The sequence below is a fragment of the Rhodococcus sp. FW305-130 genome (genome assembly GCF_058788335.1).
Genome location: NZ_JBYTAP010000002.1, coordinates 781546 through 804933, shown reverse-complemented (window position 1 = coordinate 804933; position 23388 = coordinate 781546). Strand labels below are relative to the sequence as shown.

Annotated in this window: 28 protein-coding genes; 10 read left to right on the top strand and 18 right to left on the bottom strand. The window is 62.6% G+C overall.

Annotated elements, in window-relative coordinates; translation table 11 throughout:
• Positions 1 to 62: 62 nt before the first annotated feature.
• Together miaA and AC3WQS_RS09925 are read right to left on the bottom strand one after the other, a co-directional pair.
• A complete protein-coding gene (gene miaA, locus AC3WQS_RS09930) occupies positions 63 to 998 on the bottom strand; it encodes a tRNA (adenosine(37)-N6)-dimethylallyltransferase MiaA (protein WP_492712460.1) in 936 nt (311 codons plus the stop codon).
• Positions 986 to 1747, bottom strand: a complete 762-nt coding sequence (locus AC3WQS_RS09925; RefSeq protein ID WP_492712461.1) for a class III extradiol dioxygenase subunit B-like domain-containing protein — start codon at positions 1745 to 1747, stop codon at positions 986 to 988. Before AC3WQS_RS09925 ends, miaA begins: the two co-directional genes overlap by 13 nt.
• A 139-nt stretch (positions 1748 to 1886) precedes the next feature.
• Between AC3WQS_RS09925 and AC3WQS_RS09920 the strand changes: the two genes are divergently transcribed.
• Positions 1887 to 3272 (top strand): DUF349 domain-containing protein, encoded by a 1386-nt coding sequence (locus AC3WQS_RS09920; RefSeq protein ID WP_492712462.1) that lies wholly within the window; start codon positions 1887 to 1889, stop codon positions 3270 to 3272.
• A gap of 92 nt (positions 3273 to 3364) precedes the next feature.
• Here the strand turns inward: AC3WQS_RS09920 and AC3WQS_RS09915 are convergent, their stop codons facing one another.
• Both AC3WQS_RS09915 and miaB read right to left on the bottom strand, forming a co-directional pair.
• Positions 3365 to 3955: an Rv2732c family membrane protein gene (locus AC3WQS_RS09915; RefSeq protein WP_243617211.1), complete on the bottom strand. Its 591-nt coding sequence runs from the start codon at positions 3953 to 3955 to the stop codon at positions 3365 to 3367.
• Positions 3952 to 5499, bottom strand: a complete 1548-nt coding sequence (gene miaB / locus AC3WQS_RS09910; RefSeq protein WP_020907524.1) for a tRNA (N6-isopentenyl adenosine(37)-C2)-methylthiotransferase MiaB — start codon at positions 5497 to 5499, stop codon at positions 3952 to 3954. Before miaB ends, AC3WQS_RS09915 begins: the two co-directional genes overlap by 4 nt.
• A 231-nt stretch (positions 5500 to 5730) precedes the next feature.
• Between miaB and gluA the strand changes: the two genes are divergently transcribed.
• From gluA to AC3WQS_RS09890, 4 genes are all read left to right on the top strand, one after another.
• Entirely contained in the window at positions 5731 to 6459 is a 729-nt protein-coding gene (gene gluA / locus AC3WQS_RS09905) for a glutamate ABC transporter ATP-binding protein GluA (RefSeq protein WP_007735175.1), read from the top strand.
• Between the two features lie 126 nt (positions 6460 to 6585).
• Complete coding sequence (locus tag AC3WQS_RS09900; RefSeq protein ID WP_020907523.1) at positions 6586 to 7422, top strand: glutamate ABC transporter substrate-binding protein; 837 nt, start codon at positions 6586 to 6588, stop codon at positions 7420 to 7422.
• Positions 7423 to 7521: 99 nt separating this feature from the next.
• On the top strand, positions 7522 to 8202 hold the full coding sequence (locus AC3WQS_RS09895) for an amino acid ABC transporter permease (RefSeq protein ID WP_019748198.1): 681 nt from the start codon (positions 7522 to 7524) through the stop codon (positions 8200 to 8202).
• On the top strand, positions 8199 to 9095 hold the full coding sequence (locus AC3WQS_RS09890) for an amino acid ABC transporter permease (RefSeq protein WP_007735172.1): 897 nt from the start codon (positions 8199 to 8201) through the stop codon (positions 9093 to 9095). Before AC3WQS_RS09895 ends, AC3WQS_RS09890 begins: the two co-directional genes overlap by 4 nt.
• A gap of 115 nt (positions 9096 to 9210) precedes the next feature.
• Here AC3WQS_RS09890 and recX read toward each other — a convergent pair whose 3' ends face one another.
• From recX to AC3WQS_RS09850, 8 genes are all read right to left on the bottom strand, one after another.
• A complete protein-coding gene (recX, locus tag AC3WQS_RS09885) occupies positions 9211 to 9789 on the bottom strand; it encodes a recombination regulator RecX (protein WP_020907522.1) in 579 nt (192 codons plus the stop codon).
• Positions 9790 to 9797: 8 nt separating this feature from the next.
• The gene (recA, locus tag AC3WQS_RS09880) at positions 9798 to 10835 is read right to left on the bottom strand and encodes a recombinase RecA (protein WP_007735170.1); all 1038 of its coding nucleotides are present in this window, start codon (positions 10833 to 10835) and stop codon (positions 9798 to 9800) included.
• A 305-nt stretch (positions 10836 to 11140) separates the two neighbouring features.
• A complete protein-coding gene (locus tag AC3WQS_RS09875) occupies positions 11141 to 11335 on the bottom strand; it encodes a DUF3046 domain-containing protein (protein ID WP_003942185.1) in 195 nt (64 codons plus the stop codon).
• Between the two features lie 52 nt (positions 11336 to 11387).
• Positions 11388 to 12551, bottom strand: a complete 1164-nt coding sequence (locus tag AC3WQS_RS09870) for a glycosyltransferase (RefSeq protein WP_141487358.1) — start codon at positions 12549 to 12551, stop codon at positions 11388 to 11390.
• A gap of 12 nt (positions 12552 to 12563) precedes the next feature.
• Positions 12564 to 14129: a glycerol-3-phosphate dehydrogenase/oxidase gene (locus AC3WQS_RS09865; RefSeq protein WP_492712463.1), complete on the bottom strand. Its 1566-nt coding sequence runs from the start codon at positions 14127 to 14129 to the stop codon at positions 12564 to 12566.
• 2 nt (positions 14130 to 14131) lie between these two features.
• The gene (locus tag AC3WQS_RS09860) at positions 14132 to 14770 is read right to left on the bottom strand and encodes a TetR/AcrR family transcriptional regulator (RefSeq protein WP_069146049.1); all 639 of its coding nucleotides are present in this window, start codon (positions 14768 to 14770) and stop codon (positions 14132 to 14134) included.
• A 73-nt stretch (positions 14771 to 14843) separates the two neighbouring features.
• Positions 14844 to 15557, bottom strand: a complete 714-nt coding sequence (locus AC3WQS_RS09855; RefSeq protein ID WP_019748191.1) for a PIG-L deacetylase family protein — start codon at positions 15555 to 15557, stop codon at positions 14844 to 14846.
• Positions 15558 to 15574: 17 nt separating this feature from the next.
• Positions 15575 to 15751, bottom strand: coding sequence for a hypothetical protein (locus tag AC3WQS_RS09850; protein WP_003942133.1), 177 nt, complete (start codon positions 15749 to 15751; stop codon positions 15575 to 15577).
• A 236-nt stretch (positions 15752 to 15987) separates the two neighbouring features.
• On the opposite strand from AC3WQS_RS09850, the gene AC3WQS_RS09845 reads away from it, so the two are divergent.
• Genes AC3WQS_RS09845 through AC3WQS_RS09835 form a run of 3 tightly spaced genes read left to right on the top strand, consistent with a single transcriptional unit; the run spans position 15988 to position 17873 of the window.
• Entirely contained in the window at positions 15988 to 16584 is a 597-nt protein-coding gene (locus tag AC3WQS_RS09845) for a biotin transporter BioY (protein ID WP_492712464.1), read from the top strand.
• 6 nt (positions 16585 to 16590) lie between these two features.
• Complete coding sequence (locus AC3WQS_RS09840; protein WP_021333596.1) at positions 16591 to 17271, top strand: energy-coupling factor ABC transporter ATP-binding protein; 681 nt, start codon at positions 16591 to 16593, stop codon at positions 17269 to 17271.
• The gene (locus tag AC3WQS_RS09835) at positions 17268 to 17873 is read left to right on the top strand and encodes an energy-coupling factor transporter transmembrane component T family protein (protein WP_020969466.1); all 606 of its coding nucleotides are present in this window, start codon (positions 17268 to 17270) and stop codon (positions 17871 to 17873) included. Before AC3WQS_RS09840 ends, AC3WQS_RS09835 begins: the two co-directional genes overlap by 4 nt.
• 39 nt (positions 17874 to 17912) lie before the next feature.
• On the opposite strand, the gene pspM is transcribed toward AC3WQS_RS09835, so the two are convergent.
• The 5 genes from pspM to pgsA form a co-directional block, all read right to left on the bottom strand.
• Positions 17913 to 18758 carry a phage shock envelope stress response protein PspM gene (gene pspM / locus AC3WQS_RS09830; protein WP_020907518.1) on the bottom strand — a complete coding sequence of 282 codons (846 nt, stop codon included), beginning with the start codon at positions 18756 to 18758 and terminating at the stop codon, positions 17913 to 17915.
• A gap of 31 nt (positions 18759 to 18789) precedes the next feature.
• Entirely contained in the window at positions 18790 to 19602 is an 813-nt protein-coding gene (gene pspA / locus AC3WQS_RS09825) for a phage shock protein PspA (RefSeq protein WP_003942098.1), read from the bottom strand.
• 156 nt (positions 19603 to 19758) lie between these two features.
• Entirely contained in the window at positions 19759 to 20139 is a 381-nt protein-coding gene (locus AC3WQS_RS09820) for a helix-turn-helix domain-containing protein (RefSeq protein WP_003942191.1), read from the bottom strand.
• A gap of 90 nt (positions 20140 to 20229) precedes the next feature.
• On the bottom strand, positions 20230 to 20727 hold the full coding sequence (locus AC3WQS_RS09815) for a CinA family protein (RefSeq protein WP_019748185.1): 498 nt from the start codon (positions 20725 to 20727) through the stop codon (positions 20230 to 20232).
• Positions 20724 to 21365, bottom strand: a complete 642-nt coding sequence (pgsA, locus tag AC3WQS_RS09810; RefSeq protein ID WP_019748184.1) for a CDP-diacylglycerol--glycerol-3-phosphate 3-phosphatidyltransferase — start codon at positions 21363 to 21365, stop codon at positions 20724 to 20726. The genes AC3WQS_RS09815 and pgsA overlap by 4 nt, the downstream gene beginning before the upstream one ends.
• Before the next feature lie 120 nt (positions 21366 to 21485).
• Between pgsA and AC3WQS_RS09805 the strand changes: the two genes are divergently transcribed.
• Positions 21486 to 22010: an amino-acid N-acetyltransferase gene (locus tag AC3WQS_RS09805; protein ID WP_019748183.1), complete on the top strand. Its 525-nt coding sequence runs from the start codon at positions 21486 to 21488 to the stop codon at positions 22008 to 22010.
• A gap of 59 nt (positions 22011 to 22069) precedes the next feature.
• The gene (locus tag AC3WQS_RS09800; RefSeq protein ID WP_019748182.1) at positions 22070 to 22354 is read left to right on the top strand and encodes a YciI family protein; all 285 of its coding nucleotides are present in this window, start codon (positions 22070 to 22072) and stop codon (positions 22352 to 22354) included.
• A gap of 10 nt (positions 22355 to 22364) precedes the next feature.
• Here AC3WQS_RS09800 and AC3WQS_RS09795 read toward each other — a convergent pair whose 3' ends face one another.
• Positions 22365 to 23345 (bottom strand): TerC family protein, encoded by a 981-nt coding sequence (locus AC3WQS_RS09795; RefSeq protein WP_069146046.1) that lies wholly within the window; start codon positions 23343 to 23345, stop codon positions 22365 to 22367.
• Positions 23346 to 23388: the final 43 nt, after the last annotated feature.

Here is a 23388-nt window from a genome sequence, read left to right as displayed (position 1 = left end):
GATCGCGAAACGAATGGATCGCGAAAGAGCTAACTGTAAGATAGCTGATCGGCGTGATCGTGTTACAGGCCGCGATCTGCAAGGGCAGCGAAGGCCGAGCGAACCAGCTCCGGATCGGCACCGTCGAGCCAGTGCACGCGTGCGTCACGACGGAACCATGATCGTTGGCGGCGAACGTAGCGCCGCGTCCCGATGAACGTCCGTTCGAGTGCCTCGGCCAGATCGTATTCACCGTCGAAATGTGCGAGCACCTGTGCGTAGCCGATGGCTCGCGGCGCTGTGACGCCCTCACGCAATCCTTGCTCGACGAGTACGGCGACTTCGTCGACAAGTCCGCCTGAAAACATCAGTTCGGTTCGCAACCGAATCCGTGTGTCGAGTTCTTCCGTATCCCGATCCACGCCGAGAATGCGGGTTCCCCAACGAGGGTCACCGATCTGCGGAGCTGAGGCCGCGAACGGCAGACCTGTCAGCTCGACGACCTCGAGCGCCCGAACCATCCGCCGACCGTCCGTCGGCAGTATCGACGCCGCCGCTACCGGATCAGCAGCAACAAGCGCCGTATGCACCGCACCGACCCCACCGTCGGCCAGCACTGCCTCCCACTTCGCACGAACTGCGGGATCCGTTGCCGGAAAGGACCATTCGTCGAGTAGGGACTGGACGTACATCATGGATCCGCCGACGATCACCGGAACCTTGCCCGCCGCGATCAGATTCTCGGCGATCGCGATCGCGTCGCTTTGATAACGTGCGACGGTGGCGGTGTCCTTCACGTCGAGAACGTCGAGCAGGTGATGCGGAATCCCGCGACGCTCGGCCGGCGTCAGTTTGGCGGTCCCGATATCCATGCCGCGATAGAGCTGCATCGCGTCGATGTTGATGATCTCACCGCCGAATTCCTCGGCCAGTGCCAACGCGAGATCGGACTTTCCCGACGCGGTCGGACCGACAACTGCGATCGGGCGAAGTTCTTCAGGGACGTTCACCGCCGCCACGTCCCGACGTGGTAAGCGACGCCGAACGGCGCATCGCTGTAGTCGACCACCGAACGTGTCGTGGTTGACCGAGACGAGCCCATGAAGACACCGGCCAGGACCTGCCACGCCGCGCGCCCCTGGGCTCCGACACTCCGGCAGAGCTGCGGATCGAGAGCAAGAAGCGCCTCCGGGTCACCGGCGGACAGGGCATCGTCGATGGCCGATTGCACGCCCGCGGCGCGCTCGTCGAAGCTTCCGGGCGCCTTTGCCGTCAGCGTGGACGCACCGTCAGCCACGATCAGAAGCCCTTGCGGTCGGTTGTCGCTGTCGAGTTGCTTGCGCAGCTGCTGCCCGAATTCACGACATTCATTCGCCGACGCCTCTGCACTGACGACGTGCATGTCGACAGTGATCTCCACGTCCGCTCGGGCACGCAGCCAGCCGGCAACAAGGGCGCACAGTTCGAGAGATGGCACGGGTTGGCCTGCCGCATCCGCGTCCAGAGACGTCCGGACATCGGCGCCGAATCCCGCGAAAGTACCGATCTGCCCACGTCCGACGCCCGATCGCCAGAGTTCGCCTGCTGCATTCTCGGGTTCTGCATTCTCGGGGCCGACACCGACGCCCACCCAGTGAACCGCCTCGTGAGAGAGCCGGCGGACGGCGGCCGTCGCCGCGCCGCGCACCTGAGCGGACTCGGCCGAATCACCGGACAATTCCGGCACGAGTAACGGCGCCGAGGGGACGAGAACAGCGGAAGTCAACACAGTTGCCACGCTAGTCGACCCCGAGGTGGCGACCTCACACCCTCTTACCTGATTCAATAGTCGGAGAACGTGAGTACCGGGTTCAATGGAACCAGGAATGCGATCAGGCAGCCGTGACGCGCGGCAGAGACGAGGACCGATGACCGAGAACAGTGAACCCACCACCGGCGCCGACAGCAGTTCGGCCAGCCCGAGCCCGGCAGCACCCAAACCCGGTGCTCCCAAACCTGGTGGACCACGCTCCGGTGCGCCCCGCCCCGGAGCACCTCGCCCCGGCCCGGCAGCCTCGCATGCCGTCACCGCCGCGCCGGCCAGCGACCCGAGCAAGTTCGGCCGCGTCGAGGAAGACGGAACCGCCTGGGTGAAGACCGCTGACGGTGAACGCCAGATCGGTTCGTGGCAGGCCGGCGACGCCACCGAGGGCCTCGCCCATTTCGGTCGTCGCTACGACGACCTCGCGACCGAGGTCTCACTACTCGAGGCTCGACTGACGTCGGGCGCCGGAGACGCCAAGAAGACCAAGGCTGCCGCCATCGCTCTATCCGAATCCCTCTCCACCGCTGCCGTGATCGGTGACCTCGACGCTTTGGCCCGCCGACTCGACGTGATCGTTGCCGGGTCCGACGAGGCCGCAGCACACGCGAAGGAAGAGAAGGAACAGTCTCGCGCCGCGAGCACCGCCCGCAAGGAGGCCCTCGCAGTCGAGGCCGAACAGATCGGTTCGGAGTCGACCCAGTGGAAGACCGCGGGTGATCGACTGCGCGAGATTCTCGACGAGTGGAAGACCATTCGCGGAATCGACCGCAAAGTCGACGACGCACTGTGGAAGCGGTACTCCAAGGCTCGCGAGTCCTTCAACCGACGGCGTGGAGCGCATTTCGCCGAACTCGATCGTGATCGTGCGAGCGCACGTTCGACGAAGGAAGAACTGGTCGAGCGCGCCGAGAAGCTGTCGACCTCCACTGAATGGGGACAGACCGCTGGAGAATTCCGCGATCTGCTCAGCGAGTGGAAGGCTGCCGGCCGCGCACCGCGCGAGGCCGACGACAACCTGTGGAAGCGCTTCAAGGGCGCTCAGGACGTGTTCTTCGCCGCACGCAACGCTGCTGCATCCGAGCGCGACGCCGAATTCGAGCAGAACGCAGTCGCGAAGGAAGAGCTGCTCGCTGCGAACGCGAACATCGACCCGGCGCACGGACTCGAGAATGCTCGTGCAGCGCTGCGCGACCTGCAGGAGAAGTGGGACGCGATCGGCAAGGTGCCGCGCGACCGGATGCAGGAACTCGAAGCGAAGCTCCGGGCCATCGAAACCAAGGTGCGCGACGCCGTCGACGCCGAGTGGCGTCGTACCGATCCGGAAGCACTTGCCCGGGTCGCGCAGTTCAAGGAGCGGGTGAGCCAGTTCGAGGAGCAGGCCGCCAAGGCTCAGGCTGCCGGCAAGACGAAGGACGCCGAGAAGGCTCTCGCTCAGGCAAAGCAGTGGCGTGAGTGGGCCGAAGCAGCCGAGAGCGCTGTCAGCGAGTAGCAGACGACAAACGAGTACGACTACAACGCCGGCTGACTCCGAAAGGAGTCAGCCGGCGTTGTAGTGCGCTATTGGCTAAGAGAACTTCCGTGTCAGCCGACGTTCCATTCCTGATGCTTCTCGGCTTCAGCCGCAGCGATCCGGCGTTGCTCCTCGGCGGCGAGCTGAATGTTGGTTCGCGTCCAGACCACCTTGAGCCAATGGAACGTCAAGAACACGACGGCAAACCATCCGACGACCAGCCCGATCGACGGTCCTGCCACGTTGAATCCGGCGGGAATGGTCTGACGTGACCAGACGGCCATCATTCCCAGCGCACTCGCCACGGCACTACCGGCCAGCGCGACCCACGCCAGACTCCAGCGCCGCGTCACGAGCGCGAGCATCGAGAATCCGATGCCGAAGATGACAACGAACCACACGAACAAGCGTGAGAACAGTGCAATCCGTTCACTTTCGGCGTCCTGGTTGTACGCGAGCACATCCCAACCGTTCGCCACTCCCGCATGGGGCAGTGCAAGGGTGCCGACCAGCACAAGCACCGCAACCGCGACAACCATGGCGCGCGCACCCGGATCGATTTCTCCCGCGACCTTGCGTTCCGCGTCGTCGAGGTCCTTGCGGTAGCCCTCGAAGGCGTCGTCGCCCGGCTGAGGTGTCTTGTTCTCGTGTTGCGAGGTCATGCGTTGCATCCCATCTGGACGGGTTGTGGGGCTGGGGCACCGATCTTCGGTAGTCCGAGACCTACGCCGATGGGCGGGGTCTTGGGTGTGATGCCCTTTTCGAACGAATCACCGGCGCGGGTCCGACGGTGTGTGAGCACTCCGTCATCTGCCACGAGGTGATGGGGGGCTCCGTGGGTGACGACGACCGTCACCACGTCGCCGGGTCGGATTGTGCCGTCGAGGTTTCCCTCGGGTCGGAAATGCACCAGGCGGCCGTCTCGCGCGCGACCGCTGAGACGGTGAGTCGCTGCGTTCTTGCGGCCCTCACCCGCAGCCACCAGCAGTTCTACCTCGGTGCCGACGAGTTTGCGATTTTCCTCGATGTTCACTTCTTCCTGAACCGCGAGCAATCGCATGTAGCGTTCCTGGACAACCTCTTTGGGGAGTTGATCGGCCATCTCCGCCGCCGGCGTGCCCGGGCGCTTGGAGTACTGGAAGGTGTAGGCGTTGGAGAATCGCGCCTTACGCACGACGTCCAGCGTCTCCTGGAAATCCTCTTCCGTCTCCCCCGGGAACCCGACGATGATGTCCGTGGTGATGGCGGCGTGCGGCATTGCGGCGCGCACCTTCTCGATGATCCCGAGGTACTTCGACTTGCGGTACGAGCGCTTCATCGCCTTGAGAACCTTGTCCGAACCGGACTGCAACGGCATGTGCAGCTGCGGGCAGACGTTGGGAGTGGTTGCCATCGCTTCGATGACGTCATCGGTGAACTCTGCCGGGTGCGGCGATGTGAACCTGACCCGTTCGAGGCCGTCGATGTGTCCACACGCCTTCAAGAGGGAGGCGAAGGCTCCGCGATCGCGCGGTTGCTCCGGATCGGCGAACGACACGCCGTAGGCGTTGACGTTCTGTCCGAGCAGGGTCACTTCCGAGACACCCTCGTCGACGAGTGCCTGCACCTCGGCCAGAATGTCGCCGGGACGTCGATCCACTTCCTTGCCACGCAAGGCCGGAACGATGCAGAACGTGCACGTGTTGTTGCAGCCGACCGAGATGGAAACCCAACCTGCATAAGCAGATTCGCGCTTGGCTGGCAGTGTCGACGGAAACGCCTCGAGTGCGTCGAGGATTTCGACCTCGGCGCGCTGATTGTGGCGCGCGCGGTCGAGCAGCGCGGGCAGCGAGCCGATGTTGTGAGTGCCGAAGACGACATCGACGAACGGCGCCTTCTTGACGACGGTGTCACGATCCTTCTGCGCCAGGCACCCACCGACCGCGATCTGCATGTCGGGGTTCGCCTCCTTGTTGGGGGCGAGTTGGCTGAGGTTGCCGTACAACTTGTTGTCCGCGTTCTCGCGGACCGCACACGTATTGAAGACGACAAGATCAGGATCGGTTCCGGTCTCCGCCTTCGAATACCCGGCGTCCTCGAGCAGACCGGACAGTCGCTCGGAATCGTGGACGTTCATCTGACAGCCGTACGTCCGCACCTCGTAGGTGCGAACAGGCGTAGCAGTTGCCTCCGGAACTGCAGTCGGCTCCGGAAGTGCAGGGGACATTTCGTCGATCAGTGACACGCTTCAGCCTAGCTCACGTCCACTACGACGTGTAATAACGCCCTGATAAACAGCCGAAACGCGACATAAACGTCGTCACAGTAAAATTTCCATTACATATGGCAAGAACCATGGCGAAATCACGGGCGTCGACGCAAACTACGCCTAAGGTTCTCGTTTATGACCCAAGCCGACGATGCGACGACGCCGACCACCTCCGGCGATTCCACATCCATGATTTCGATGACCTCGGTGAACAAACACTTCGGGGAACTTCACGTCCTGCAAGAGGTCAATCTCGAGGTACCCAAGGGCCAAGTGGTGATCGTCCTCGGTCCGTCGGGCTCCGGTAAATCGACTCTGTGCCGCACCATCAATCGCCTCGAACCCATCGACTCCGGCACCATCGCCGTCGACGGCAAGACGCTCCCTGAAGAGGGCAAAGCACTTGCCGCGCTTCGTGCCGACGTCGGGATGGTCTTTCAGTCTTTCAACCTGTTCGCGCACAAGACGATCCTCGAGAACGTCATGCTCGCACCGATGAAGGTCCGCAAGGCAAAAAAGGACGAAGCCAAGAAGACCGCGCAGGCGTTGCTCGAACGTGTCGGTATCGCCAATCAGGCCGACAAGTACCCGGCGCAGCTTTCCGGCGGTCAGCAACAGCGTGTCGCCATTGCTCGCGCTCTTGCGATGCAGCCGAAAGTGATGTTGTTCGACGAGCCCACCTCCGCTCTCGACCCCGAGATGGTCAACGAAGTCCTCGACGTCATGACCTCCCTCGCGAAGGAAGGCATGACCATGCTCGTGGTCACGCACGAGATGGGCTTCGCGCGCAAAGCCGGCGATCGTGTGCTGTTCATGGCTGACGGCCAGGTCGTCGAAGACACCACGCCCGAAGAGTTCTTCACCCATCCCAAGTCGGATCGGGCCAAGGACTTCCTCGGCAAGATCCTCACGCACTGATTACAGTCTCCCCTCCGACAGTCCTGTCCTCGTCCACAAGACAACTTGCTCGACTGCACCGTTCACCTCGGCTGCACCGTTCATCTCGACTGCACTGTTCGTGTGTCGACAACTGAGAGGATCTTCATGAAGATCAATCGTTCCGTCCGTTTCGGAATCGGAATCATGGCCATCGCGTTCGCTGCCACGGCCTGTGGCGGCGGCGAGGAGAACAAGTCGATCACCGAGAGCGCTTCCGACGGCACTCTCACCGTCGGCATCAAGTTCGATCAGCCCGGCCTCGGTCAGCGCAACCCTGACGGCACCTTCTCCGGCTTCGACGTCGAGGTAGCCCGTTACATCGCAAACGAACTGGGCGTAAAGCCCGAAGGCATCACCTTCAAGGAATCTCCGTCAGCCCAGCGCGAGACCCTGATCCAGAACGGCGAGGTCGACTACATCGTCGCGACATACTCGATCACCGACACGCGCAAGGAAAAGGTCAGCTTCGGCGGCCCGTACTTCATCGCAGGCCAGTCGCTGCTCGTTCGCTCCGACAACACCGACATCACCGGCCCTGATTCCCTGACCGGCGGCAAGAAGCTCTGCTCGGTGTCGGGTTCGACTCCGGCGCAGAACATCCAGGACAACTACGCAAAGGACGTCCAGCTCCAGCCGCTCGACACCTACTCCGCGTGTGTCGAGGCTCTGCGCAACGGCGCTGTCGACGCTGTCACCACCGACGACATCATCCTCGCCGGCTACGCTGCCCAGTACCCGGGCGAGCTGAAGGTCGTCGGAGAACCGTTCACGACCGAAAAGTACGGTGTCGGCCTGGCCAAGGACGATTCCGAGGGTCGCGGCAAGATCAACGATGCCATCGAGAAGATGATCTCCACCGGCGCGTGGGAAGAAGCCTTCAACAACACCGTTGGTGCTTCGGGCTACCCGATCCCGGCCCCGCCCACCGTTGATCGTTACTGACCTGCTTTTTTCACCGTCAATCTCGCTGCGGCTCCCCACTTCGGGAGCCGCAGCGCGTGACGCCACCAACGGAGATCCCGTGATCTGGGGAGACGGCAAGTGAACCTTCTGAGCAAGTACGGCGACCAGATTCTGGAAGCCTTCTGGACCACGATCCAGCTGACGTTCTTCTCCGCGATCGGCGCCGTCATCATCGGTGTCCTGATCGCGGCCATGCGCGTGTCACCGGTTCCGGTCGCCCGATTCCTGGGTACCGCGTACGTGACCGTGTTCCGCAACACCCCCCTGACACTGATTCTGCTGTTCTGTCTGTTCGGTCTGTCGCAGACGCTCGGAGTCAATCTCGCCAAGTCGGACTCACCGACGTTCTTGACAGACAACAACTTCCGACTCGCAGTACTCGGCCTCAGTGTCTATACCGCCGCGTTCGTGTGTGAGTCACTTCGATCGGGAATCAATACCGTTCCGGTCGGCCAGGCCGAAGCGGGCCGATCACTCGGTCTGTCGTTTGCACAAAATCTTCGGCTGATCGTCCTGCCTCAGGCATTTCGCGCGGTCACAGCACCGCTGGGTAGCGTGCTGATCGCACTGACCAAGAACTCGACCATCGCCGCGGTGATCGGCGTATCCGAAGCGTCAGCGCTGATGAAGAAGATGATCGAAAACGAAGCGGCGATCTTCGTCGTCGGTGGAATCTTCGCTGTCGGTTTCGTGATCCTGACACTTCCCATGGGCTTGATCTTCGGCAAGCTGAGCAAGCGATTCGAGGTTTCACGATGAGCAACCGCGCAACAGTCCTCTACGACGCGCCAGGCCCCAGAGCGCGAAATCTCTACCGATTCGCATCCCTTGTCGTCGCTGCACTCATGGTCGCAATCGGTTACGTCATCTACCGCGCACTCGACGAAAAGGGCCAGCTGACAGCAGCGAAGTGGGATCCGTTCCTCGAATCCACGTCGTGGACAACGTATCTGATACCCGGCATCCGGGGAACGCTGATCGCGGCTGCGATGTCCATCGTCTTCGCGCTCATCCTCGGTTCTGCCCTGGGTATCGGCCGACTCTCCGAGCACAACATCATTCGGAAGATTTGCGGCGTCATCGTCGAATTGTTCCGAGCAGTACCGGTTCTGATTCTGATGATCTTCTCGTATCAGGTGTTCGCCGAATACGAGGTCTTCAAGTCCAAGTACCTCGCACTCGCGGCAGTCGTCGTGGGTCTGACTCTGTACAACGGGTCAGTGATCGCCGAGATCGTCCGTGCCGGAATCAACTCACTCCCACGAGGGCAAAGTGAGGCCGCCAAGGCACTGGGCATGCGCAAGACGCAGATCATGGTGACGATCCTGCTCCCCCAGGCGGTTACCGCCATGCTCCCGGCACTGATTTCACAGATGGTCGTGGCGTTGAAGGACTCCGCCCTCGGTTACCTGATCGGGTATGTCGAGCTGGTGCGTCAGGCCCAACAACTCGGCACCTTCTACGGAAACTTCCTGCCGGCGCTCATCGTGGTCGCCGCGATTATGATCGCTCTCAACTCGGCTCTGACCTTCCTGGCAACCAAGGTGGAGAAGCGCCTGCGTTCCGGAAAGCGAAAGGGTAAGGGCCCCATCGCGGCTCCGTCCGCCGACCCAGCCGTTTCGGTTCCGGGCATGGACCTGACCAAGCCGTGAATCAGATGGAGCCGTGAGTCGAATCCAGCCGCGTTAGCGCGAATACACAACAGGGCGGGGGTACCACCGAATTTCGGTGGTACCCCCGCCCTGTTGCTCTGAATGCTGCACTTCGCTACGAGTCGGTGACCGCCGCCATCTCGGCTTTGACCACCTCGTACGACATCCCAGCTGAATATCCCTTGCGTGCCAGCATCGAGACCAGTCGACGCGTGACCTTGTCACGATCATCGACGGGCTTGTTCTTCAGCTTCCGCCGAACCAGCTCCGCTGCTCGCTCGCGCTCATCTTCCGGATCGATCTGCGACAACGCTTCGGAAGCGACGTCCTGGTCGATTCCTTTGAGCCGCAACTCGACTGCAAGTGCACGCTTTCCCTTGCCCGAGTACGTATGCCGCGAATGAACCCATTGGTTCGCGAAGTCCGCGTCGTCGATCAACCCGATTTCCTGGAGTCGATCGAGGACCTTGGTAATGATCTCGGGTTCGAAGCCGCGTCCGCTCAGCTTGGTTTCCAGTTCGGAGCGGCTGCGCGCCCGGTCGGTCAGGAGGCGCAGGCAAGCATCTTTGGCCTGCGCCTCTGTCCCGCCTTCTGCGCGTTGCGACGGCTTCTCGGATCGTTGACGGGATCGACGCCGAGGAGCGCCGTACTCTTCACGAGCATTCTCGCCGTTGTCACCGTCGTCGAAGCTCATGACTGAACTCAGAAGTCGGCGGGAGCTTCGTCGGTTGCAGTGACGTCAGCACCGATACCGAGCTTTTCCTTGATCTTCTTCTCGATCTCGTCACGGATATCGGTGTTCTCCAGCAAGAACTTACGAGCATTTTCCTTGCCCTGACCCAACTGGTCACCTTCGTAGGTGTACCAGGAGCCGGACTTGCGGATGAACCCGTGCTCGACACCCATATCGATGAGCGAGCCTTCCTTGCTGATGCCCTGGCCGTAGAGAATATCGAACTCGGCCTGCTTGAACGGCGGCGCGACCTTGTTCTTGACGACCTTGACTCGGGTGCGGTTACCGACTGCGTCGGTACCGTCCTTGAGAGTTTCGATACGACGGATGTCGAGGCGGACCGAAGCGTAGAACTTCAGTGCCTTACCACCGGTGGTGGTTTCGGGAGAACCGAACATCACGCCGATCTTCTCGCGAAGCTGGTTGATGAAGATGACGGTGGTGCCCGAGTTGTTCATGGCACCGGTGATCTTGCGCAGTGCCTGGCTCATCAGTCGAGCCTGCAAACCGACGTGGCTGTCACCCATCTCGCCTTCGATCTCGGCGCGAGGAACAAGAGCGGCCACGGAGTCAATCACGACGATGTCGAGGGCGCCCGAACGGATCAACATGTCGGTGATTTCGAGGGCCTGCTCACCCGTATCGGGCTGCGAGACCAGGAGTGCATCGGTGTCGACGCCCAGCTTGGCTGCATAGTCGGGATCGAGTGCGTGCTCCGCGTCGATGAACGCCGCGATGCCGCCGTTGGCCTGAGCATTGGCAACTGCGTGCAGTGCCACGGTGGTCTTACCCGAAGATTCCGGGCCGTAGATCTCGATGACGCGGCCACGCGGCAGTCCGCCGATACCCAGCGCGACGTCGAGCGCGATGGAACCGGTGGGAATGACGGCGATGGGCTGACGAACACCCTCGCCCAGGCGCATCACCGAACCCTTGCCGAAGTTCTTGTCGATCTGCGCCAACGCGAGGTCGAGTGCCTTGTCCCGATCAGGTGCCTGTGGTGCCATCGTGATCCCCATCCTTGTTTCAGTCTTCAGTGCCTGCCTGAGCAGACTCCGTCTCTTCAGCGCCTGCCTGAGCCGACCCTGTTGGTGTGTTGCGATCAGAGTAGATCCGGCCACCGACAGACTTTTCGATCTTGCTTTCGCGCTTGTCGATCACTGTGCTTGTCGATCACTGTGCTTGTCGATAACCGTGCTTGTCGATAACCGAAAGTTCGCAGTTACGAAAGGAGCGTCACCACCGAACAGCTTCAGCATAGACGAACACGTGTTCGAACAGAAGATGGGAGACGTTCGACACGCCGAAAAAATCAGCGGCGGGCGGGCGGTACGTCGAACTCCACACAGAGCGCACGCCACACTTCGCGAGGCTCCCAACCTGCTTCGACGGCCTCCGCAGCAGTCATTCCGTCGAGACTCTGGAGTACATGGTCGATCAGCATCGAGTCGCCTCGTACCTGCCCGAACTCTTCGCGCACCATTTCATGAAATTCGGTCAACCGCACAGCCGCCACCGTAGTCCACAGAACGGTGCACCTGCATTCAGGCGCAACATGCTCACGCCGTCACACCGCCGTTGACCACCTGTCGGCACACCGCCACCGGATCGGTGACCTGCGACGCAGTCGCAGCAGCGGACATCGCAGCTTCCGCGAATCGTTTGTCGGAGAGCACCTGCAGTACGGCATCGCGAATCGAGCGGGCATCTGCGGGCCGCACGATCACCGACGTCCCTGCCCGCGCAGCGCGATTGGCCAACTCCCACTGGTCCCCACCCCCGGGAACGACGACCGTCGGCACGCCGGCCAGCAAGGCCTTCGCCAACATGCCGTGCCCGCCGCCGCACACCAACACCGACGCGTCACGCAGCATCGCGTCCTGGCGTCCGAGACCTGCACGAACCCAATCGGGATGCTCGCCTTCGGCTCCGTCGAGCATCGACGCGATCAGCCGCACACCGGCGCCGCCGAGTCCTTCGACCGTGCCCTCGAACATTCCCACTGCGCCGGTGTGCGCCGTGGACGGCGCCACCATGACCAGCGGTTCGTCACCTGGCGGTGGGTCCAGAATCACCTCGGTCGGCTCCCACAGAAGCGGGCCGACGACGTGTGCATGCTCCGGCCAGTCGGGGCGCGGCACTTCCAGTGCTGGAAGTGTTGCGATGAGGCGAGCATGCGGGCCTGGATCCAGGGCGGGTAGCCCGATGCCGACACGGGCCTGGGAGCGCTGGGCCAACCCTTGCTTGATCGAACGTCCTGTTGCGGCGCGCATCAGGGTGTCGCGAAGTCGACCACGAATTCCGATGCCGGGCGCGAGCCCACTGCCGATCGGCGGTAACCCCCGCGACGGTGAGTACAGCGGGTGAGGCGAAAGTTCCACCCAGGGGACGCCGAGCCGTTCGGCGGCCAATCCGCCTCCGGCAGTGAGGATGTCGGAGACGACGAGATCCGGGGAGACGGATTTCAGGTCGGGAAGCAGTTCGGTGGAAATATAGGCGGCGCGCGAATGAATCCGAGCGCCTGCATCAAGATCGTCGTCTCCCGGCCGCGGGGCCAAGCCCTTGAGAGGCTCGGCTTCCACGCCGGCCGCTCGCGCTGCCTCGACCCACCGGGTCCCCGTGTACAGAATCGGGTCGTCGCCGGCCTGGATCAACGCCAGCGACAACGCTATTGCGGGAAAAGCATGACCCGGGTCCGGCCCGGCAACAACGGCTACACGCACCGGATCAGAGTGTCACACCGAGTGAAAGGCCTGTTCCGCCGCACCCAGTGCGCGTTCGCGATCCGAAGCCACCAATCCGATTCTCGTCCTGCGATCAAGGACGTCGTCGACGTCGAGTGCGCCTTCATGCGATACCGCGAAATCGAACTCGGCGCCGCAGATCTCCAAGTCCGCAACCGATCGGAGTCGATCGCTGCTCGCCGCGGCCACGACCTCGGCCTCTGTGCCGTATCGCGCCACCAACGACGCCGGTGCCTTGATCTTTTTCAATTCCACCGGTGATGCAGCGCCTACCAGCGGCAACGCGCGTGTCCGACACGCCCCGGCGCTCAGCGATCCGACCTCGACCGCGGCGTCGACGGCGTCTTCGGCCATCTTGCGGTACGTCGTGAGTTTTCCGCCCACCACCGTGACCAAGCCCGAGTCCGAACGGACTACAGCGTGATTGCGCGAGAGGTCGGCCGTCGAGCCTTCACCGGTGTCCAGCAGCGGACGCAGACCCGCGAAGGTCCCCAAGACGTCCTCACGGGTCAGCGGAACTTCCAACGCCGTGTTCACGGTGTCGAGCAGGAAGTCGATCTCGTCCTCGGACGCCGTCGGTACGTCGGGCACCGGTCCCGGCGCTGCTTCGTCGGTCAACCCGAGGTAGATCCGGCCGAGCTGCGCGGGCAGCGCGAAGACGAAACGGTTGGTCTCGCCGGGAATCGGCACGGTCAGTGCTGCCGTGGGGTTCCCCAATCGCGCTGCATCGAGCACCAGGTGCGTCCCGCGGCTGGGGCGCAGGGTGATGCTGGAGTCGACCTGATCAGCCCAGACACCGGTCGCATTGACCACGACGCGGGCACGCATCAAGAACTCGGACCCGGTCAACTCGTCGCGCAAGGTGGCCGACGTTCCGGATACGTCGTATGCACCGACGCGGGTCAGGATTCGCGCGCCGTGGGACGCTGCGGTTCGGGCGATGCCGACGACGAGGCGGGCGTCGTCGATGAGCTGCCCGTCGAACGCGGTCAAGGCGCCGCGTAAGTTCTTTTGCTTGACCGCGGGAGCCAATTCGCGCGCTCGCGCAGCGCTGACCGTCCGTGATCTGGGTAAAACCGAAGCTGGGGTTCGCGCCGACATGCGCAGAGCGTCACCGGCCAGGAAACCGGTACGCACCAGGGCCTTCCCGAAGAACGACGTTTCGGGCAACAGCGGTACGAGTTGAGGCATGGCGCGAACGAGGTGCGGCGCGGTGCGCGTCATGAGAATGCCGCGCTCGACCGCACTTTCACGCGCTATACCGACATTGCCGGAAGCCAGGTACCGAAGGCCGCCGTGTGCCAGTTTCGAACTCCAGCGGCTGGTGCCGAACGCGAGGTCGTGCTTTTCGACCAGCGCAACACTGAGCCCACGAGTCACGGCGTCGAGAGCGACACCGACACCGGTGATTCCGCCGCCGATGACCAGGACGTCAACCGAATCGCCGTTCGCCAACTGCTCGAGCTCACGAGTACGCCTCTGTGCATTGAGAGCTGAATCGCCGCCTGCTGAATCACTGCCTGCTGAATCACTGCCTGCTGAATCTCGAGGGTCCACAGCTATTCTCCCGAATTCTTTGCAGGTGCCAGATACGCAGCGACCGCATGTCTGAGTTGCTCGACCGACGCGTCGGCGGAAAGTTCCGGCGCGAGAGTCGGTGCGGAGATGACGACGGACTGAGCCATCAGTAGAACCATCGCCGCAATCTCGTTGACGCTTCCCTCGCGAATCGAACCGTCTTGTTGACCGGCAGCTACGACGGAAGTGATCAGTTCGAGAATCGACTTCTGGCTCGCGCCGAGTCGGTCCACGATGTAGGTGGTGAGCAACTCTTGATCAGCGTGCCGAATCTTCACGAAGAGCGGATGGTCGCGAATCTGGCCGACGACGTCCCCGATCGCTTCCACGAGCAATGTGGCCGCAGACCCGGTGAAGGTCACCTCGGGCAGCACCGATCGAATCTCCCGGGTGAGCAGATCCGCGACGACGGCTCGCGTGTCCGGCCATCGCCGGTAGACGGTCGGCCGGCTCACGCCGGCGCGACGCGAGATCTCCGCAAGTGTGGTTCGCTGCATTCCGAAATCGAGGACACACGACCTTGCTGCGTCGAGAATCACGTCGTCGATCTCGCGGCTGGGGATGCGCTGACCGTCTGCCTTGCGAGGGACAATTGGGCCATCTGCGTTACGGATTACCATCGTGTGTAACACAATACCGGACAAGTCACCGGTAATCCCGTCGGGACTTGCGAGTTCTCTCGCTCAGAGATCATCAGAAATAGTACAACTCGAAACCAACTGCGCGCTCGGCGTCGAATCCAGGCTTCGGTCCGCTGACCATGTCGATCTGTGCGCGCGCCTGTTCCCGGATCGGCGTGGAACTCAACGCCGCCAGATATCGCGCATGTTCTGCGAGCGAATCCACGGCGCGATCGACCGTCGACGTCACGTCGACGCAGTGGGTAGGAGTCATCGTGTTGACCGCAACCCACCGCACACCGGACCACGGCGCCAGTCCCTGAGCCGTCAATGACGGAAAGATCCATTCGTTCGCCGCATCAGCGGTCGCGTCCAGGACGCTGATCCCGAGCGCTCGGTGATCCGCGCTGTTGAGGTAGCCGGGACCCCAGGTATGGGAGAAGTTCATCGTCACCACCAATTCCGGGCGGTGACGACGAATTGCTGCGGCGAGAGTCGAGCGCAACTCCAAGCCTTCCACGAGACGACCGTCGGGCAGGCCGAGGAACTCCACCTCACTGACACCGACGATCGCGGCCGAGCGACGCTCTTCTTCCTCGCGGACCGGGCCGGACTCCTCGGGCGACAGACCGGCAATTCCGGCCTCGCCGCGCGTGGCCAGGACATATCGCACGTCTTTGCCGCGATCGGTCCACTGCGCCACTGCTGCGGCTGCGCCGTATTCGATGTCATCGGGATGCGCCACGATGACAATCGCGCGCTGCCAGTCCTCGGGGAAGTTTTCCATAGGGCAGATCTTGCCCGTCAGAACCGCGAAGCGGGCGAATTGTCGTCACTTCCCGACATCGCCTTCACCAGGAAATAGATTCCGAAGCCGACGGCGCCGACCACCAGAACCCAGAAAAGGCCCTTGATCAGGGCACCGACCACCGCGAGTGCGACCCACACCAGTACGACGGCCAAAACGATCTTCCAAAACATGCTTACCTCCAACGTGCCGTTGAATATCAGTCGAATCGGACAGGTGCTGCGTCGTCCGTAGAACCAGCCTGACAGGTCTGGCGTGACAAAGCAGCAGCTCAGCGGCAAGTTCAGGTAAAGATCAGGGTTCACCCCGAGACCGGCCCTCACGCAGGTCAGGTGTCCAACCCATCGGAGCTTGCTCCTGGCGTAAACTCGCGAAGTTCGATCCCGTATGCCGAAGGAGCACGTCCGCAGTGTCTACGACCCGTTTCCCCGCTCGCGATCTCGCGCATGTAGCCGTCTTCGCCGCACTCATCATCGCGCTGGGCCTACCCGGGTCGATCAACATCGGCATTTCCGGCGTGCCGATCACACTTCAGTCCATGGGCGTCATGATGGCCGGCGCTCTACTCGGACCGCGCAAGGGTGTTCTCGCCGTCCTGACGGTCATTGCCCTGGGATTGGTCGGTCTACCGGTCCTTGCCGGCGGTCGCACCGCACTCGTGTCTCTCTCGAGCCCGACAGCCGGATTCCTCATCGGTTGGATCCCGACGGCGTTTGTCATCGGATGGCTGACTGCCAAGATGCTGCCCAAGTACCGGATCATCGCGGGCATCGGCATCAACCTTCTCGGCGGCGTGGTCATTCTCTACGCGTTCGGCATCGTCGGAATGATGGTCCGCGGACACATGAGCTTCGTTGCCGCATGGTCGGCCAACGCCGCCTTCATTCCTCTCGACGCCGCAAAAGCGGTCGTCACCGCGTTGGTCGCGTCCCAGGTTCATCGGGCATACCCAGCACTGCTGCGCGACTCGATGATCTCGTCGAACAAGACCGTGGTGGCGAATTAATCTCCGATGAGTGAGATCGTCTTCGAGAACGTCGGACACAGCTTCGGTGAACGAACGGTCCTGCAGCAGATAAATCTGCGACTGAGCGAGCAGCGAATCGGAATCGTGGGTGCGAACGGAAGCGGCAAGTCGACCCTCGCTCGCATGATCAACGGACTGGTCGTTCCAACGGAAGGACACGTCCACGTCAACGGCTTGGACACGGCGAAGAAGGGCCGCGACGTACGCAAGCAGGTCGGATTCGTCTTCACCGATCCCAACCACCAGATCGTGATGCCGACGGTTGCCGAGGACATCGAATTCTCGCTCCGCCGTAGCGGATTGGGCAAAGCCGAGCGTGCCGCAAAGGTGGCCTCGGTGCTCGAACGCTACGGCCTCGCCGGGCACGCCGACCATCCCACCCACCAGCTTTCGGGCGGGCAGAAACAGCTCCTCGCGCTCGCGGCCATCATGGTGACGGAACCGAACGTACTGGTCGCCGACGAACCCACTACGCTCCTCGACCTTCGCAACTCTCGGCTGATCAGCTCGGTATTCGCGTCACTCGATCAGCAACTGATCGTCGTGACCCACCAACTCGATCTCCTCGAATCCTTCGAACGGGTGTTGGTCGTCGACCAAGGCCGCGTCGTCGCTGACGGCTCCCCCGCCGACTCCATCGACCACTACCGGTCGTTGGTCTCGTGACCACTCTCGGCGTCTACCGTCCGGGCTGCTCACTCCTGCACCGGATGCCGACGGGGATCAAGCTCTTCGCCTTGGTCGTGGCCATCCTCGCCGTCTCGATCTTCGTGCGTGAGCCGTGGCAACTGGCAGCTCCCACGATCGTCGTTGTGGCCCTGTACGCGATTGCGCGCATTCCTCCGATGACTGCGATCCGGCAGCTGCGTCCGGCGCTGTGGATGTTGCTCTTCATCGGGGCGTTCCAGCTGATAGTCGCGGGATGGCAGCGAGCGGCCGTCGTTTGCGGGGTTCTGATCATTTCGATCGCCTTCGCGGCGATCATGGGTCTGACCACACGGATCTCCGAGATGCTCGACGCGATCACCAGATTTCTGACACCCTTGCGACGCTTCGGCGTCAATCCCGAACGGATTGCTTTGCTCCTCGCAATGACGATCCGGTGTATCCCGCTGATGTTCGAGGTCATCACACAGGTGTCCGAGGCACGCAAGGCGCGAGGGCTCGGATTCTCGCTGCGATCCTTCGCAGTGCCGGTCATCGTCGGCACCCTGATGACCGCGGACGCAATGGGTGAAGCATTGGCGGCCCGCGGCGCCGACGACTGAGATGTCGAACAGTCTGCATCGATCAGGCGCGAGAGCCGATCAGTTGTACTTGCGGGTGATGTCGTCCACCTCGCCGATGGCGTCGGCAAGCGCCGAGAGTCGCTCGGCGGCCGCGTGCAGCGCCGAGAGTTCTCGGTTGAACCCCACCAGCGCCGACGGGCTGTGAGGCGCTGTCAGAGCAGCTGCAGAGGTCACCAGATCCTCGTACTGATCCAGCCCCGACTGCAACTCACGGACTGCGCCGTCGATGGTGGGATCAAGAGGTTCGGTTACCTTCGGCGTCGCGGCCACGGCGCGTTCCATCGCGACGACATCCGAAGACACCGCGAACATCGCTCTCAGTGCCGAATCGGCGGTAACAGTGATTTCGTCCAACTCACCGGGGTCGATGGTGTCGGCGCGTCTGAGCACACTCAAGATCTCGAACAGCGAAGTCTCGGCGCCGATGAGGCGCGACATCGGGATGAACGCGCGAGACGACGACGGTGGCAACCGCCGGCGAATCGGCGCTGACGGCGGTGGGCCGGAACTCATCGAACGGTAGCGGCCGACCGCGATCACGGCGGGAACGGCGAACAGTGCCGCTCCCCCGCCTGCCACGACCACCGACCACTCGGGAGCCGACGCGACGGCGAGGCCGGCCGTGCCGACCACGGATCCGCCGGACATGAAACCCCAACGCTGAGCGCGTCGGCGCGCACGGGCACGCTTGCGCTCGAACTTGGCCCGCGGGTCCTGCCACCGCCGAGCGGCATCCGCCGCCGAAAGCCCGACCTCGCGCAATGTATCCGCGGTGCGTCCCAAGGCTCCGAAAGCGCCGGATACGGAAACGGGAACGGCCGACCGGGGCTCACGCCCAGATCGACCGTCTCGTGAAGAAAACATCAGAGCATCACTGCCGACATCGAGGATTCAGCTACTGCCCGGTCTGACCGGCAGCCGGGGGCTGCTTCTCGACGGACGGAGTCGCGGGAGTGGCTGCTGCGCCGCCGGACGGCAGCGCCTCGCCCTTCATGGATGCACGAATCTGCTCGAGGCGACTGTGCCCCGCCATCTGGACCGAGGCCTGCTGGACCTCCATCATGCGGCCCTGAACGGAGTTCTGGGCGAGCTCGGCAGAGCCGAGTGCGTCAGCGTAGCGACGTTCGATCTTGTCGCGCACAGCATCGAGGCTGGGTGTGTTGCCCGGAGCCGACAGCGTGCTGTCCATGGAACGAAGGGACTCGCTCACGCGCTCCTGCATCTTGGCCTGCTCGAGCTGGCTGAGCAGCTTGGTGCGCTCGGCAACCTTTGCCTGCAGAGTCATCGCGTTCTGCTCGACGGCCTTCTTGGCCTGAGCGGCTGCCTGCAAGGACTGGTCGTGCAGTGCCTTCAGATCCTCGACGCCCTGCTCGGCCGTCACCAACTGGGCCGCAAAAGCTTCTGCAGCGTTGGTGTACTGAATCGCCTTGTCGTTGTCGCCGGCAGCAGCGGCCTGATCGGCGAGGTTGACTGCCTGGCGCGCGTTGGCGTTGAGCTTTTCGACCTCGTCGAGTTGACGGCTGAGCTTCATCTCGAGTTGACGCTGATTACCGATCACCGACGCAGCCTGCTGGGACAACGCCTGATGCTGGCGCTGTGCGTCCTCGATCGCCTGCTGAATCTGAACCTTTGGATCTGCCTTCTCATCGATCTTCGAATTGAAGAGCGCCATCAGGTACTTCCAGCCCTTGACGAAAGGATTAGCCATTGGTTTGATCCTGCCTCCATCTGATGCGCCGCGCCGAACGCGACCCGGAGCGCGACCGTCGCGCACCGAAACAAGGGCTGCGCCCTATCTGCTCTGACCCCACCTGCTGGAAACCGGCGGTTACGTACAAAATCTATCGGTTACGGCCGGTAGTGGCTACGCCGCCGCCAACCTTCGAGCGTTCGGTGCCGGAATCACGACGCGGGTATCGCGTGCGATAGTCGGCGAACCGGAAGCCGAGACAGAGCCGGAAGCCGACACGGCAGGTTCGGCAACCTGCCGACCAGCTACCGGAGCGCTCTTCTTCGTGGCCAGGGTCTCGCTCACGTCGACCAGCACGTCGGACAGTGGGACTGCGAGCGCATCACAGATCGCCGCCAACAATTCGCTCGATGCTTCCTTACGTCCACGTTCCACTTCGGACAGATAGCCCAAGCTCACACGCGCGCTGTTCGACACCTCACGTAGCGTGCGGCTCTGCGAAACGCGCGTACGCCGGAGACTGTCACCGATTGCCTCACGCAATAGCAGCGCCATCTCGCTCCTCCTTCATCCGTGACCTCATCGTGCATGGTCGTACGTCTTCACAATCGTCAACGTCCGAACACATCCGATTGGTTCCCGAGCCTATCGTGCCGCACGCTCTACGACACGATCACGCAACCGCGACACGGCAGTCGCGACCGCGGTTGTCCGAATCTCCCACCGTTCGCCGCCGAGCGCGAGCGGTTCGCATTCGGTTCCGTCAGGGCCGGCGATACCGAGAAACACTGTTCCGACCGGGTGTCCGTCCTGCTCACTCGGACCGGCGACTCCGGTCAGACCGATACCCCAGTCCGCACCGCACTTCGTCCGGGCACCGAGCGCCAATGCCACCGCCGTGCTCTCGGACACGGGGCCGTCCGTTGCCAGGCGGCCTGGATCCACACCAGCCAGTGTTGCTTTCAGGTCGGTCGCGTACACGACCAGACCCCCACGCAGCACCGCGCTCGACCCCGGCACCGACGCGACTGCAGCCGTGAACAACCCTGCTGTCAGAGATTCGGCGGCGGCGACAGTCTGCTTCGCGGCGCCGAGGGCCTCGACAAGTTCGACCACTCCGAGTCCGAGCAGCGGGTCGGTCATGACTCGACTGCGCGAACTCCGGCGCGAAGCCTGATCGCCTGCACGATGTATTCGATTCCCGTCGCCACCGTCAGCACGACGGCAGCAGCCATCAGCAGCCCGCTGACGATGTCCCAACTGCTCGGCAGCGGGCAGAGGTAGAACCCGATCGCAACGGCCTGCACGAGGGTCTTGAGCTTGCCGCCCTTGCCCGCCGGGATGACCGCGTGCCGCAGAACCGCGAACCGCAGCAGCGTGATTCCGAGTTCCCTGGCGATGATCACTCCGGTCACCCACCACGACAGGTCACCGAGAACCGAGAGCCCGATCAGTGCGGCTCCGATCAGCGCCTTGTCCGCGATCGGGTCCATGAGTTTCCCGAAATCGGTGACCAGACCGTACTTCCGAGCCAATTGGCCGTCGATCCGATCCGTGATCGCGGCGACGATGAACACGCCCATCGCCCCGAGACGCCACCACGTCGAGTGTCCGCCGTCGACGAACAGAACAACGAGAAACACCGGAACGAGAACCATTCGGATCATCGTGAGAATGTTCGCGATGTTCAGCAACGGAACCGGGTTGTCCGCGACAGGTGTGCCGTCGGACGGGCCGACGGCGGCGCGATGGGCGTCGGTCTGATCGCGCGGGGTACTCATCGGATCACCGCACAGGCGGTGAGCCGAACCCGGGATACAGCCGAGCGGCGCGGGAATTGCGTGGGGCGGACAGGCACGCGACTTAGAATATCGGTAGGGCCATTGACTAATGTGCACCACATGACTTCGACCGCGCCGACCTATACCGAGAGCCAGTTGATCGTGCGTCGCGCGCGAACGTCGGACATCCCCGAAATCAAGCGTCTGATCGACATCTACGCCGGCAAGATCCTGCTCGAGAAGAATCTCGTGACGCTGTACGAGGCAGTCCAGGAGTTCTGGGTCGCCGAGCGGGGCGACCAGGTAATCGCTTGCGGCGCACTGCATGTGCTGTGGGCGGACCTGGGTGAGATCCGCACCGTCGCAGTCGATCCGACTGCGAAAGGGCAGGGCGCAGGTTTCCACGTCGTCGACAAACTCATCGAGGTCGCCAAGGAATTGGAGTTGGAACGGTTGTTCGTTTTGACGTTCGAGACCGAGTTCTTCCACCGTCACGGATTCGCGGAGATCGACGGCACTCCCGTCACCGCCGAGGTCTATGCGGAAATGTGTCGGTCCTACGACGCCGGCGTCGCCGAGTTCCTCGATCTGAGCTATGTGAAACCCAACACACTCGGCAATACTCGCATGCTCCTGACTCTCTGAACCGTTCAGACTCTTCAAACACACCTGTCTCGATCACCAGCCTCCGAAAGCGGTTCACGATGTCGTTGTTCCTCGTCGAATACACCTACGCACCCGAGAAGACCCCTCAGCGCGACGAAGTCCGCAGCGATCACCGCGCCTGGCTCGCGGATCTGGTTTCCCGCTCGATCGTTCTGTCATCTGGCCCGTTTGCAGATGGAAACGGCGCGCTGATCATCGTCGACGCCGCTGACGCCGACACCGTTTCACTCCTCTTCACCCACGACCCGTTCGCGATCGCCGATTTGATCGAGAAGGTCCGGATCACCGAGTGGGTTCCGGTGTTGGGTCAGTTCAGCGCCTGAGAGCGTCGGCCTACTCCCCGGCCCGGTCGCGAGTCTTCAACAGGCTCGCGACCGTCGTCACCGCCAATACTCCGATGATCACTCCGAGTGAGAGTGCCGTGGAGATTTCCGGCACGGAGACGTGTTCACCTCCGTTGACGAACGAGAGGGTGTTCTCGTGCAACGCGTGAAGTACCAGTTTCACACCGATGAACGCCAAGATTATCGAGAGCCCGTACGAGAGATAGACCAGCCGTTCGAGCAACCCGCCGATCAGGAAGTACAGCTGCCGTAGACCCATCAGCGCGAAGGCGTTGGCGGTGAAGACCAGATACGGTTCCTGAGTCAGACCGTAGATCGCCGGAATCGAATCGAGCGCGAAGAGCACGTCGGCAAAGCCGATTGCGATGAGCGCCAACAACAACGGAGTCACGACGCGCTTGCCGTCGATCCGGGTGATCAACTTGTCGCCGTCGTATTCCTCGGTAGTCGGCAGCACCCGTTTCACGAGCGAGATGATGCGACTGTCGCGCTTCTCCTCGGCTTCCTTCTCGTGCCCGTGATCGCGGATCAGGGTGTACGCGGTGTAGATCAAGAACGCACCGAAGAGGTAGAACACCCAGCTGTATGCGTTGATGGCGGCGGCACCGACACCGATGAAGATTCCGCGCATCACCAACGCGAGGACGATGCCGATCAGCAAAACCTTCTGCTGGAACTCTCGTGGTACCGCGAAGGTCGACATGATGATCACGAAGACGAACAGATTGTCGACCGAGAGCGCCTTTTCCGTGACATAGCCGGCGAAGTACTCACCGCCGTACGTGGTGCCCCAGATCCACATCACGACGAGGCCGAAGACGACGGCGATCGAAATGTAGACCGTCGACCAGAATGCGGACTCCCGGAAGGTCGGCGCATGCGGAGTGCGGACGTGGGCGAAGAAGTCGAAGACGAACAGGCCGAGGATCACCACGATCGTGATTCCCCAAGCCAACGGCGTCACATGCACGGGTTCCTCCGGTCGTCTGTCGACGGCTTGTCCGCCGAGGTGT